The 12,442-nt window shown below is 61.9% G+C and carries 12 protein-coding genes; 10 read left to right on the top strand and 2 right to left on the bottom strand.

Features of this window, described 5'->3' with window-relative positions:
* Positions 1-395: 395 nt before the first annotated feature.
* The 4 genes from AC3ISG_RS17635 (at position 396) to AC3ISG_RS17620 (ending at position 6,015) form a co-directional block, all read left to right on the top strand.
* Positions 396-1,568, top strand: coding sequence for an XdhC family protein (locus tag AC3ISG_RS17635; RefSeq protein WP_489297574.1), 1,173 nt, complete (start codon positions 396-398; stop codon positions 1,566-1,568).
* Between the two features lie 81 nt (positions 1,569-1,649).
* Positions 1,650-3,329, top strand: coding sequence for an MFS transporter (locus AC3ISG_RS17630; RefSeq protein ID WP_489297573.1), 1,680 nt, complete (start codon positions 1,650-1,652; stop codon positions 3,327-3,329).
* 107 nt (positions 3,330-3,436) lie between these two features.
* Positions 3,437-4,552, top strand: a complete 1,116-nt coding sequence (locus AC3ISG_RS17625) for an HlyD family secretion protein (protein WP_241043635.1) — start codon at positions 3,437-3,439, stop codon at positions 4,550-4,552.
* Between the two features lie 230 nt (positions 4,553-4,782).
* A complete protein-coding gene (locus tag AC3ISG_RS17620) occupies positions 4,783-6,015 on the top strand; it encodes a cytochrome c biogenesis protein DipZ (RefSeq protein ID WP_489297572.1) in 1,233 nt (410 codons plus the stop codon).
* 10 nt (positions 6,016-6,025) lie between these two features.
* On the opposite strand, the gene AC3ISG_RS17615 is transcribed toward AC3ISG_RS17620, so the two are convergent.
* On the bottom strand, positions 6,026-6,568 hold the full coding sequence (locus AC3ISG_RS17615) for a cytochrome b (RefSeq protein ID WP_277395270.1): 543 nt from the start codon (positions 6,566-6,568) through the stop codon (positions 6,026-6,028).
* Between the two features lie 2 nt (positions 6,569-6,570).
* The gene (locus AC3ISG_RS17610; RefSeq protein WP_163023154.1) at positions 6,571-6,834 is read right to left on the bottom strand and encodes a hypothetical protein; all 264 of its coding nucleotides are present in this window, start codon (positions 6,832-6,834) and stop codon (positions 6,571-6,573) included.
* A gap of 409 nt (positions 6,835-7,243) precedes the next feature.
* On the opposite strand from AC3ISG_RS17610, the gene AC3ISG_RS17605 reads away from it, so the two are divergent.
* From AC3ISG_RS17605 to cysC, 6 genes are read left to right on the top strand one after another with little or no spacing between them, the layout of a single operon-like run.
* A complete protein-coding gene (locus AC3ISG_RS17605) occupies positions 7,244-8,347 on the top strand; it encodes a transaldolase family protein (protein WP_489297571.1) in 1,104 nt (367 codons plus the stop codon).
* The gene (locus AC3ISG_RS17600; protein WP_489297570.1) at positions 8,344-9,081 is read left to right on the top strand and encodes a sulfotransferase-like domain-containing protein; all 738 of its coding nucleotides are present in this window, start codon (positions 8,344-8,346) and stop codon (positions 9,079-9,081) included. The genes AC3ISG_RS17605 and AC3ISG_RS17600 overlap by 4 nt, the downstream gene beginning before the upstream one ends.
* Positions 9,078-9,809, top strand: a complete 732-nt coding sequence (locus AC3ISG_RS17595; RefSeq protein WP_489297569.1) for an SDR family NAD(P)-dependent oxidoreductase — start codon at positions 9,078-9,080, stop codon at positions 9,807-9,809. The genes AC3ISG_RS17600 and AC3ISG_RS17595 overlap by 4 nt, the downstream gene beginning before the upstream one ends.
* Positions 9,810-9,854: 45 nt before the next feature.
* Positions 9,855-11,057, top strand: a complete 1,203-nt coding sequence (locus tag AC3ISG_RS17590; protein WP_489297568.1) for a hypothetical protein — start codon at positions 9,855-9,857, stop codon at positions 11,055-11,057.
* Positions 11,026-11,808: a class I SAM-dependent methyltransferase gene (locus tag AC3ISG_RS17585; protein ID WP_489297567.1), complete on the top strand. Its 783-nt coding sequence runs from the start codon at positions 11,026-11,028 to the stop codon at positions 11,806-11,808. The genes AC3ISG_RS17590 and AC3ISG_RS17585 overlap by 32 nt, the downstream gene beginning before the upstream one ends.
* Before the next feature lie 25 nt (positions 11,809-11,833).
* Positions 11,834-12,439 carry an adenylyl-sulfate kinase gene (gene cysC / locus AC3ISG_RS17580; RefSeq protein WP_489297566.1) on the top strand — a complete coding sequence of 202 codons (606 nt, stop codon included), beginning with the start codon at positions 11,834-11,836 and terminating at the stop codon, positions 12,437-12,439.
* Positions 12,440-12,442 lie beyond the last annotated feature (3 nt).

The raw sequence follows: 12,442 nt of genomic DNA, 5'->3' as shown, positions 1-12,442 counted from the left end.
GTACGGCGATTCAGGGTTTGAGACTCGGGTCGCCCGGAATGTTCAACCGAAATATCCAAACGAAGGATGGCGCTTGTCCACGAGTACGTTGATGCCTTGGATTATCAGCGTTTTGCATGGATTTAACGGCAAGCTTCGAGTGTAACCCCGCCGCCGGCTGATTCGCCCGGTTGGTGACCGATGGCCAACCCGCGCGCCGTCTGCGGTAACCTGCTGGCCAATCGCTGGAAGTGCGCTGCGCACGACGCGTGTTTCGTGGGCAAAACCTGAACCTGCGCGGCGACTCGCAGTCTGCACAACAGCACTTGCGTCACAGACGGCAGTGGCTTTTCAGGCTATGTGTCAGGTGACAAACGAATCACGCCAGATGAATGAACCGGTTTTTGGGGGCGCGCATGAATGATCTATCCAGTCTGCTGGGGGCGCTTGATGAGGCGCAGACCGGGCAGCAGGAAGTGGTGATCGCCACGGTGGTCAAGGTCGAGGGTTCGGCTTACCGACGCCCGGGGGCGCGGATGATCATCGCGCCGATGGGCGAGTCGACCGGTACCGTCAGCGGCGGCTGCCTGGAAAGCGACGTCAGTAAAAAGGCCTGGTGGCTAACGGCCAATGGCAAGCCGTCCATGCGCACATACAGCACGGGCGAGGACGACGACGAGCTCGAAGACGCCGAACTCAGCTTCGGGCTGGGTTGCAACGGCACGGTGCACATCCTTTTCGAGCGGATAGATCCTCACGCCGCGAGTCTGGTGGTCGACGTGCTGCGTGAGGTCAAGGCCAGCGGCTCTGGCGCTGCGCTGGCGACGGTGATCGGCACACAAAGCGAACGTCACACCGCGCTGGGTGAACGGGTGGCGATTCGCTCATCCGGGCAGGTGCAGGTCGAAATGCGCGAACGCTGGCTGGCGACGGCTGTGGCCGAGGACCTGAAAACGGTGCTCGATGCCCGCCGCTCGGCCACCCGTACCTACGACAGCGCGGACGGCGCCGTTGAAGTGCTGCTTGAGTACATCGCAGCGCCGCGTCGACTGGTGGTCTTCGGTGCCGGACATGACGCCATGCCGCTGGTCAGCATGGCGCGGTTGCAGGGCTGGCATATCACGGTGATCGACGCGCGCTCGCATTTCGCCCGGCCCCAGCGTTTTCCGGATGCCGATCAGGTGCTTTCAGCGCCCCTGCAACCGATGCCCGAACTCCATGCGATGGTCGCCGATGCCGCCGTGGTGGTGATGACCCACAGCCTGAGCCAGGACCGTCATTGGCTGGGGCAGGTTCTTGAATCAACGCCGCGCTATATCGGGCAGCTCGGGCCGCGCAGCCGCACCGAGCGTTTGCTCGATGAACTGCCGGAGCGCGCCCGTGAAGCCGCTGCGCAGACCAGCCTGCATTACCCGGTCGGCCTCGACTTGGGCGGCGATGCGCCGCACAGCGTGGCCTTGTCGATCCTGGCGGAGATCAACGCGGTGTTCAACGGCCGCAGCGGCGGGATGCTCAAGCATCGACAGGCAAGCATTCATGCGGTGGATGTGACGTTGGAGCAGGCGCGGGAACTGAGAATGATCAGCTAGTTTTAACGGGGGACCATTCTTGCAGGAATGGCCTCCCTCGCTTCTCAGTGATCTCGGCACGGCATCCATCAGGTTCGCTCAATGAACGACAAGTACAAACCCCACGACTGGGCCCCCCACGAGCGACCAACGTTGCCGGGGTCGCCGTCGACGCCCTTGCACGCAACGCCCAAGCGCTGGGCCTACGCCATCGTCGGCGTGATCGTGGCCTTGACCGGCGGGCTGGGCAACGCGCTGGTGGTCGCCAACCTCCAATACCTGCAAGGCTCGCTGGGCGCCACCCAGGCCGAGATCGCCTGGCTGCCCGCCGCGTACGTCATGACCAATGTGTCGATGAACCTGCTGTTGGTGAAGTTTCGCCAGCAGTTTGGTCTGCGAGCGTTCACTGAAGTATTTCTGGTGCTGTACGCGTTGGTCACCTTCGCCCACTTGTTCGTCAACGACATCGAATCGGCCATCGCCGTTCGCGCTGCCCACGGCATGGTCGGCGCGGCACTGAGTTCGCTGGGCCTGTACTACATGATTCAGGCTTTTCCGCAGAAGTGGCGGATGAAAGCGCTGGTGCTGGGCCTCGGCACGGCGCAACTGGCGACACCGCTGGCGCGACTGGTCTCCGAAGACCTGTTGCAGATTGCCGAATGGCGTGGGCTTTACCTGTTCGAACTGGGCATGTGCCTGCTGTCCCTGGGCTGCGTGCTGATGCTCAAGTTGCCACCGGGCGACCGCTTCAAAGCTTTCGAAAAACTCGATTTTCTGACCTTCGCTTTGCTGGCATCAGGCTTCGCGGCACTGTGCGCGGCGTTGTCGCTGGGGCGCATCGAGTGGTGGCTTGAGGAACCGTGGATCGGCATTGCTCTCGCGTCGTCTATCGTGCTGATCCTGGCCGGACTGTGCATCGAGCACAACCGTACCCGCCCGTTGTTGATCACCCGCTGGCTGGGCAGTGGCCGGATGATCCGCTTCGCCTTCGGCGTGCTGCTGACGCGGATCGTGCTGTCGGAACAGTCCACCGGCGCGGTCGGTTTTCTGCAGGGCATGAACCAGGGCACCGAGCAGTTGCACACGCTGTATATGTTCATGCTGCTGGGCAGCGTCGCCGGCCTGGCGGTCAGCGCACTGACGATCGATCCGCAGCACCTGTTCAAGCCATTGATCATGTCCCTGGCGCTGATGGCGATCGGTTCGAGCATGGACAGCTTTTCAACCAGCCTGACCCGCGGCCCGCAGATGTATTTCAGCCAGTTTTTGCTGGCGTTCGGCGGCACCTTCTTTCTTGGGCCGACCCTGGTACTGGGCATCAGCGGGGTGATGAGCAACCCGCGCAATATGGTCAGTTTTTCGGTGATGTTCGGGATCACTCAAAACGTCGGCAGCCTGATCGGCTCGGCGTTGCTGGGCACCTTTCAGGTCTGGCGCGAGAAATTCCATTCGGCGCATATCGTCGAACACGTCACGCTGATTGATGCTCAGGTGCAGTCGCGCCTGCAAAGCGCGAGCGGGACCTATATTTCCGCCATCGCCGACCCGGCGGCGCGCACCAGTCTGGGCATTCGCTCGCTGGCGACGGCCGCCACCCGCGAAGCCAATACCCTGGCCTATAACGATGTATTCATGCTGATTGCGGTCATCGCGGTGCTGACCATGATCTGGATCACCAGCCGCGCCACCTGGCTGTGGATCACCACCGAGCCGGTCGCGCCGTTTACGCCGGCGACCCCTGCGGCATCTCCCTTAACACCTTCTGGCGCTCAACCTTCATGACAGAACCCGGCAAACCTTCTGGCAACGCTACTGGCGATACAACACCCGGTGATTCGGGCCGCTCCGCACCGTCCTCGGCGATTCCTCCGGCGCCCGCGCCGGCGGTGATGCCGGCCACCACGCAACCGCGTTCGGCGCGTATCCGCCTGGTGTCCTCCATTCTGTTCGGCGGCATCGCTCTGGCGGGCGTTCTCGTCGTGCTCTACGCGTGGCAGTTACCGCCGTTCAGCAGCCCGATCGAAAGCACCGAGAACGCCCTGATTCGCGGGCAAACCACGATCATCGGCCCACAGCTGAGTGGCTATGTGTACGAAGTGCCGGTGCAGGATTTTCAGTGGGTCAAGCAGGGCGACTTGCTGGTGCGCATCGACGACCGGATCTATCAGCAGCACCTGGATCAGGGCATTGCTCAGTTGGGCGTTCAACAGGCCGCACTGGCCAATAATCTGCAGCAACGGCGCAGCGCCGAAGCCACTATCGCCCAGCGGCAGGCCGCTATCGCGAATGCCCAGGCCCAGAGTGACAAGGCCGCAGCCGACCTTCGCCGCGGGCAGGCGCTGGTGACTGATGGCTCAGTGTCGAAAAGCGAATTCGATGTGACCCGTGCCGCAGATGCGCAAGCGAAGGCGGCGCTGGCCGAGGCCAAAGCGGCGCTGGAGATTTCCCGCCAGGACCTGCAGACGGTGATCGTCAATCGCGGCTCGCTGGAGGCCTCGGTGAAGAATGCCGAGGCGGCCATTGAGCTGGCGCGGATCGACCTGACCAACACGCGCATCACCGCACCTCGGGACGGTCAGTTGGGTCAGATCGGGGTGCGCTTGGGTGCGTACGTCAATTCCGGCGCACAGTTGATGGCGCTGGTGCCGCGCCCGCGCTGGATCATCGCCAACATGAAAGAAACGCAGATGGCCAACGTGCGTCTGGGTCAGCCGGTGAGTTTCACCGTCGATGCCCTGGAAAACCTGAAGATGCGCGGCCGGGTGCAGCGCATTTCCCCCGCGGCGGGGTCCGAGTTCAGCCTGCTGCCTGCCGACAACGCCACCGGCAACTTCGTCAAGATCGCCCAGCGCATTCCGGTGCGCATCACCATCGACGACGACCAGCACGACGTCGACCGTCTGCGACCGGGGATGTCGGTGGTGGTCAGCATCGACACCAGCCAGGACGGCGCCGTACCCCCGGACCCGGTGGATGGCAAGGTGGACTCGGTGAACGGTCGCTGAACAGGCCCGCCTGTATCGCCGTGTATCCCGTCCCGTGGCAGATACGTGCCGATTCGTTGACTGATGTTTCCGACACACCGGCGACACCTCCCGCACGTTGAATGGCGGCTGCGAGGCAACACGCCTCGGCCGCTTTTACATCCAACGTGCCCGGAGCCCGCCATGAACTGGAAAAACTTCACCACTGCCTTCCTGTCCGCCACGCTCATCAGCGATGTGGGTGGCCGGCCATGTTTCTGATCGCGTTTCTGGGCGGCATCGTTACGGTGCTCAGCCCCTGCATCTTGCCGGTCATCCCCTTTCTGTTTGCCCGGGCCGATCGGTCGGCGTCGTCGGTGCTGATGACCCTGCTGGGGCTGACCCTGACGTTTGCGCTGGTCTCAAGCCTGGCCGTGGTCAGCAGCGACTGGGTGGTGGCGGCAAACGGTATCGGTCGTGATATCGCGCTGGTCATCCTGACGCTGTTTGCCCTGTCGCTGCTTTCCGCCCGCGTGGGGCACTGGCTGATGCTGCCGCTGGTGGCGCTGGGCAATCGGCTCGACCCGGCTACGCGGCGCCTGTCCGGTCCTTGTGCGTCAGTGGCGATCGGTGTTGCGACCGGTTTGCTGTGGGCGCCCTGTGCCGGTCCGATTCTGGGGATCATTCTCACCGGCGCGATGCTGCAGGGGCCGAATGCGCAGACCAGCCTGTTGCTCCTGGCGTACGGGCTCGGCAGTGCGGTGTCGTTGGGGGTACTGATTTTCGCCGGACGCGGGTTGCTCGCGCGGCTGAAACTGTCGCTGCCGGTCACCGGCTGGCTGCGGCGTGGCGTTGGCTTCGCTGCATTGCTGGTGGCCGTGACCCTTGCCACCGGCTCGCAGAATCAGTTGCTCGCCGGCACCACGTCTGAAGGCGCAGCCGCGGTGGAAAAGGGCCTGCTCAGCGCCGTGCCCAAAGCCATCGACTACGTCGTCACCCGCGTCAACGCCGCCGCTGCACCGAATCTCGGCAGCCAGGGCGCGATGCCTTCACTCTCGGGCGCAACGGCATGGCTCAACTCGCCGCCGCTGGGTGAGGACTCCCTGCGCGGCAAGGTGGTGCTGGTCGATTTTTGGACCTTCGACTGCATCAACTGCCAGCACAGCGTTCCGCACGTCAATGAGTGGGCGAAGAAGTACGAGAAGGATGGCTTGGTGGTGATCGGCGTGCACACGCCTGAATACCCTTACGAACGGGACATCGACAATGTGCGCAAGAACGTCGCCAGGCTGGGCCTGAATTACCCGATCGCTGTCGACAACGACTACGCCATCTGGCGCGCTTTCGACAATCAGTACTGGCCCGCGCATTACCTCATCGACGCCCGGGGGCAGATCCGTTACAGCCACTTTGGCGAAGGCGCCTACGACACTCAGGAGCAGGTCATTCGCCAGCTCCTCGATGAGGCCCATGGAAAGGCTGAAGCGAGAGGCGCTGACGAATGACAGGTCGCGCTTACACCATGCGTCTGACGGTGTTGTCCTTTCGCACAAAGTGGTGCCAGATCGCCGCGATCACGTGCAGGCCGATGACGTAGTAGAAAATCGTCCCCAGCAGGACGTGGTAATGCTCCAGTGTTTCGGCGGTGTCCTTGGAAAGGTCGAACGGCGCCGGAATACTCAGCGAGGTCAGGGGAATTGGCAAGGCGCCACGTTCCAGCAGCACCGTGAACAGACCCAGCAGGGGTTGTGCGAACAGGAAGGCGTACAGCGCGTAATGGGACAACGTGGCGGCCAGACGCAACGCGCCTTCCAGAGGCGGGGTGATGCCGGGCGGCGTGTGGCGGCGGCGCTCGGCGATGCGGAAAAATGCCATGACCAGCACGACAATGCCGACCCAGAAATGCGTTTGCACCACGAAGGTTCGTGCGTCGCTGCCACGGGCGAGTTGGGTACGGCTCAGGATCAGCGCGTAGGCGAGCACAATCAGGATCGCCATCACCCAGTGAAACCAGCGGGCTTTATAGCTGTAGCGTTCGGTAGCGAAAGGTTTGCTCACGGTCAGGTCTCTTGGTCTGTTTTTGTGATCTGGCGCGGCGCAATCACTGCCGCAGCGCTTTCATAACCCAATGGCGGGTGGTCGTCGAGGACAACGTGCGAGTCGACCTGCACTTGGCGCATCACCCGCTTGCGCGTGAAACATGTCCGCAGCGTTATCGCTTCCACTGCGAAACAGTTCCATCCCTCATAATTGGTATGACTAATTATTTCAAAAATCCCGGCTTCGAAAGTAAATGGGCTGACGTGCGTAATACTGATTTGCACTAACTCTGATACTTAAATTAAATGTCATTCGTTTGAGTTAATTCAAATAGTGGGAAAATTTTGAATAATCACTCATCTTAATATTCGTTCTATATGGACCAGCTTCTTATTCTTAATTGGCATTAAAAAACTGGCTAAATCAGTTTGACAGGTCATCTCCACGGATCCATCTTAATGCGTCGACGGCTCAGATTCCTGACTATCAGCTTGAAAAAGCTGGCATTTTGCCCGTATGCAATGGGGGCCTCGATTTTCCTGGGTCTATTGAAAAGGGAAGGGCATTTACATGGATGCTTCGGGCTTTGTTGATCTGTTAAAACGTCATAACTCCGATGCGCAAGTGTGGTTTGATTCGTCGCCGACCGTATATAAAGACTGTGCCAACAAGTTGGTGCGGGATTATCCGGACATGCGCGATGTTATTACCGGACTGTTGCCCGATGAACCGGGTAGTTCAGATGTCGGCGTCAGCGGGGCCACTACCAACCCTTCGCTCATCGGTCAGGCTGTCATGAGCAATGCAGCCCACTACCGTGATTTCCTTCACACCTTGCCGACGTCGATGTCGGTCGAACCCCGGCTGCGACAGCTGTACGACCAGGTGATCATCGACAGCGCTCAACCGTTGCTGCCGCTGTTCAAGCGTTCAAGACACCGATACGGCTGGCTGTCGGCACAAATCGAGGGCGGGCACTGGATGAATCAGGACGCGCTGGTGGCGCGGGGGCTGGAACTGGCGGCGCTGGCGCCGAACATCATGATCAAGATCCCCGGCAGCGCCCAGGGCTATCGCGCCATAGAGCAGTTGGTGGCGCGGGGCTGCTCGATCAACAACACCTTGTGTTTTACCGTTTCCCAGCTGGAGGCCTGCCTCAAGGCCATCCATGCCGGGCGTCAGCGTGCACTCGCCAACGGCGTGAACACGGAGCGGGCGCGTTACGTGGTCAGCTTCATGATTGGTCGGCTGGGTGCGGAAACGGAGTTCGAGCGGCAGGCGCGGGGCAGTCGTATCAACCTCAGCCGCACGGACAAACGCTGGGCGGAGCTTGCGGTGTATCAGGCGATGCAGGCGCTGATGCGACGGCGCGAGACCCCGGCGCAACTGTTGCTGTGCAGCATCAAGGTCGACACCGATGCACGCGGCCGCGAGCATTGCTGGCACCTGCAGCGCACCGGTGCCGACACCACGCTGTACACGCTGACGCCTCAGCTCATCGAGTTTATCGTGCGTCGCCAGCAGGCCGGGCGCAGCATCGTACCGGCCACCGAGTGGGTGCAGATTCCCGGCAAAGTCCTCGATCGTCTTCTGGCCATTCCCTATTTCAACCAGGCGTATTTTGAAGGCGGCCTGACCCAGGACGAATACGCGCGTCATCCGGCGTTCCTCACCGCAGGCAATGACGTGCGCCTGGGCATGCAACGCCTGCAAGGCTTTATCACCGACACCCTGGATCCGCCAGGTTTCGTGCGTCGGTCCGCGTTTCGGCAAGCGGCTCTGGAGGGCCGGGCATGAACCGCATGATTGCCCTGTGGGCCCATCCTCGGTCGCGCTCGACGGTGCTGGAAAGGGTGTTCATCGAACGCGGTGACTTCGAGGTGTTCCACGAGCCTTTTTCGCACATGGCCTTCGACGAGCATTCGGCCATTCCCCATGGCGACCTCAACTGCGGGATACCCCGTGACTACGAAGCGATCAAGGCCCTGTTGCGCAACGCCCGCCAGCGCTCGTCTGTCTTGCACAAGGACATGTGCTACCACTGTCTCGCCCCGTTGAAGGCTGATGCCGAGTTTTTAATGGAGCAGCAGAACGTCTTCATCATTCGCGACCCGGCCCGGGCGATTCTTTCCCATTACGCGATCTTCCCGCAGATGCCGGTGCAGGCGATCGGTCACCAGGCGCTGTACGAAATATTCTGCGAAGTCAGGCGGCTGACCGGCAAAACCCCTTGGGTGATCAACGCCGAGGACCTTGCCAGCCGCCCGGAACATACCGTGCGCAGGCTGTGTGACCACCTGCAGCTGGACTTCATGCCCGATGCCTTGAACTGGAACGCAACATGTCCCGAACAATGGAAGACCTGGCGCGGCTGGCACAAGGACGCGGAAAACAGTACCACCATCACAGCCGGCAGCGCCGACTTCGACGAGCATCCTCTGCACGCTGACTCGCGCTTGCTGACTTACTACCAGCTTCATCGACCTTTTTATGAGCGCATGAATCAGTTCACCGAGCAGGGACAGCCATGAAAAAAATCGTCATCACCGGTGCCGCCAACGGCATCGGCAAGGCCACCGCCATTGCTTGTGTAGAGGCGGGTTATTACGTCATCGCCGCTGACAAGGATCGCCTGGGGCTGCAAGCCTTGCAGGCCCGTCTGCCCACGCATCGGCTGGAAACGCACCTGGCGGACTTTTCTCAGCCGCAGGTCTATCAGTCATTCATCGGCGACCTCTATGACCGCCACCGACACAACGCACTTGAGGCGCTGGTGAACAATGCCGGGATCTATCACGGCAAGAGCGTCTATGACTACAGCGACGAGGAGGTGGAGGAAATATGGGCGGTCAATCTGAAGTCGCTGGTTTACCTGTCGAAGGATTTCGCCCGGCGTGAGCCCGGCGCGACGCACTCGCGCAGCATCGTCAACGTTACGTCGGTTGCCGGTGAGGTCGGCAGTATGGACGCGTTGTACGGCGCGACGAAGGCTGGGGTGATCGGCCTGACCAAGGCCAACGCCTGGAATTTCGCCCCCCGGATCCGGGTGAACGCCGTGTCCCCGGGGTTGATTCGCGACACCTCGATCCATGATCGTATTCCCGATCCCCGCCGCATCGAGTACGAGCGACAGGAAATCATCAAGGAGCCCATCCAGCCAGACGGCGTGGCCGACGTCATTCTGTTCCTGCTCTCGGAAAAGAGCCGTCACCTGACCGGAAAAGTCATCGCAGTGGATAACGGCGCCTACCCGCGCTAGCGATCAGGAACACCGCAGTCCCTCACGCATTTCAGGGAGAACACCATGCACCGCAAGAAACTGCTCATCGTTGGCGGCGGCAATTTGTGCCTGCAAATCCTGCAGGTCATGGCCCCGCGCAATCAGTTCGAATTCCACGTCGCCAGCCGCGATCTCGAAAAGGCCACGCGGATGTGCAACCTGATCCGACTGGCCGCACTTCAACAAAACGTCGCGATTCAGATTCACAGCCATGAGATGGACCTGCGCGAGTCGTGCATCAACCGCAATGCCGAGATGCTGCTGAAGATTCGGCCCGACATCATTATCAACTGTGCCTCGCTGCAATCCTGGCGGGTGATCACGCAATTGCCGGCCGAGCGTTTCGCTGCCCTCGATCAGGCGCAGCTCGGCCCCTGGCTACCGATGCACCTGGCCCCGGCCTACGCGCTGATGCGCGCCGTCAAACAGGCGTGCCCGAAAAGTCTGGTGGTCAACGCGGCGTTTCCGGACGCCGTCAATCCGATCCTCTACAAGGTCGGCATGGCGCCGGATGTCGGCATCGGCAACATCGCCAACCTGGTTCCGGCCACGCGCAGCGCCATTGCGCATCTGACCGACTGCCTGCCGACACAGGTTTGCGCCAAACTCATCGGCCATCACTATTTCAGTCACAGCGTGCCCCGCCATGGCTTGGCGACGCAACGGCACGACGCCAGCTTCAACCTGACCTACTGGATTGATGGCGAAGAGCGCACCGACGAGCACACGGCCGAGGCTATTTTTGGCTGCGTCGCCCGTGAATTCAGTCGGCTCGGCGGCGTTGACGGGCAGTACCTCACCGCCATGTCTGCGGTGACCGTGCTGGAAAACCTGTACGCCGATCACGAGGTGCGGGTTCACGCCCCCGGTCCCCACGGGTTGCCCGGTGGCTATCCGGTCAAGGTCGGCATGGGCAAGGTGCTGCTCGACCTGCCCTACGGCGTGACGCGCGAAGAAGCCATCAAGGTCAACGACGCGGGGCAGCGCCTGGACGGCATCAGCCTGATTCGCGCCGATGGCACGGCGGTGTTCGGCGAGGCGCAGAGGCAAGTCATGCAGCGTGAACTGAATTTCGCCATGGCCGAGATGCGCGTCTGCGATGCCGCCGCCTGGGCGGAGGAACTGGGCAGTAAATACCGGGCGTACGCCGACCCGAGCCACCACACCAACAGCCATCACGCAGGAGTCGCCGCCCATGACGCCGGTTATCGCGCTTTCGCCTGCTGACCTGTCAGGCAGTGCCGAGGAGGATTATGCCCGGCAGTACACGGCGGATTTCGTCGAGCGCTGGGACGAACTCATCGACTGGGACAAACGTGCGGCCGGCGAAGGCTCTTTCTTCTACGATCTGCTGCGCCCCGCCTGTGCCTGGCGGGTGCTGGATGCCGCCACCGGCAGCGGCTTCCATGCCGCCCAGCTGCACAAGGCCGGGTTTGACGTCACTGCCTGTGACGGCAGCCCGACCATGGTGGATCGCGCCCGCCGCAACTTCGCGCGGCTGGGGGTCGACGTTCCGCTCCATCGTTGCGACTGGCAAGCGCTTGATGCCCGTGTATTGGGCACGTTCGACGCGGTGCTGTGCCTCGGCAGCTCGCTGTGCCATTTGTTCGACCGCGAGGCGCGCATCGCCGTGTTGAAGCGGTTTCGGCAGATGCTCAAACCCGGTGGGCTGCTGTTGATCGATCAGCGCAACTTCGAGGCGATTCTAGCCGGCCGTTTCACCTCTTCAGGCCGGTACTACTACTGCGGCGACACCGCCAGTGTCAGCCTTGGCGAGCTGGACGAGTCGGTGTGTGAGTTCGTCTATCGCTTTGCCGACGGGCCGCAATATCGGCTGCGCGTGTGCCCGATTCGTCCGCGCCAGTTGCAGGACGAACTGCGTGCGGCCGGCTTTCGCGCCGTGCACGCCTACGGCGACTTCAAGCCGATCTACGACGTCATGAACGTGGACTTCATCATCCACCAGGCCCACGCCTGACGCCGACTCAAGGAGGAGCATTGTCATGATCACAACCCCCCCTGGCCTGACGCAGCACAACAACCTGGTGCCGTACCCGTTTAGCGAAATTACCTCGGCCAGGCCTGGCGCCAGACCCAGGGTCCTCTGGTTGACCGGCCTGTCGGCGGCGGGCAAATCCACCATCGTCGACAGCCTGAATCCGGTGCTGCGCGCACGCGGGTTGACGACCTGCATTCTGGACGGTGACTCCTTGCGCACCGGTCTGTGCCGCGACTTGAGTTTTTCTGCCGAAGATCGTGAAGAGAACGTGCGCCGGGTGGCGGAAGTCGCGGCGTTGATGGTTGAAGCGGGGCTGACGGTGATGGTGGCGTTGATCTCGCCCACGCGCTCGGCCCGGCAGCTGGCCCGCTCGATTGTGGGCAGTGCGCGGTTTGTGGAGGTGTTTGTCGATGTGCCGCTGGCGGTGGCTGAAGCCCGGGACCCGAAAGGGTTGTACCGGCGTGCGCGGGCGGGGGGAATCACAGGGTTTACCGGGGTGAATTCAGCGTATGAACCGCCGGTGTTTCCCGAGCTGCACATTCGCAGTGATCAGGTTGATGTGGGGCGGGCGGTGAAGATGATTGATGATTGGTTGTTGGCGCGAGGGTAGGCG

This window comes from Pseudomonas sp. GL_135 (assembly GCF_057834665.1).
Note: the sequence above shows the minus strand (reverse complement) of the source record. Positions and strands in the feature narration are given on the sequence as shown.

Coding starts and splice junctions, on each gene's coding strand:
- AC3ISG_RS17590 (WP_489297568.1), top strand. CDS start 9,855: ATGCACCGCAAGAAACTGCTCATCGTTGGCGGCGGCAATTTGTGCCTG.
- AC3ISG_RS17605 (WP_489297571.1), top strand. CDS start 7,244: ATGCGCGATGTTATTACCGGACTGTTGCCCGATGAACCGGGTAGTTCA.
- AC3ISG_RS17625 (WP_241043635.1), top strand. CDS start 3,437: ATGCCGGCCACCACGCAACCGCGTTCGGCGCGTATCCGCCTGGTGTCC.
- AC3ISG_RS17630 (WP_489297573.1), top strand. CDS start 1,650: ATGAACGACAAGTACAAACCCCACGACTGGGCCCCCCACGAGCGACCA.
- AC3ISG_RS17620 (WP_489297572.1), top strand. CDS start 4,783: ATGTTTCTGATCGCGTTTCTGGGCGGCATCGTTACGGTGCTCAGCCCC.
- cysC (WP_489297566.1), top strand. CDS start 11,834: ATGATCACAACCCCCCCTGGCCTGACGCAGCACAACAACCTGGTGCCG.
- AC3ISG_RS17595 (WP_489297569.1), top strand. CDS start 9,078: ATGAAAAAAATCGTCATCACCGGTGCCGCCAACGGCATCGGCAAGGCC.
- AC3ISG_RS17600 (WP_489297570.1), top strand. CDS start 8,344: ATGAACCGCATGATTGCCCTGTGGGCCCATCCTCGGTCGCGCTCGACG.
- AC3ISG_RS17635 (WP_489297574.1), top strand. CDS start 396: ATGAATGATCTATCCAGTCTGCTGGGGGCGCTTGATGAGGCGCAGACC.
- AC3ISG_RS17585 (WP_489297567.1), top strand. CDS start 11,026: ATGACGCCGGTTATCGCGCTTTCGCCTGCTGACCTGTCAGGCAGTGCC.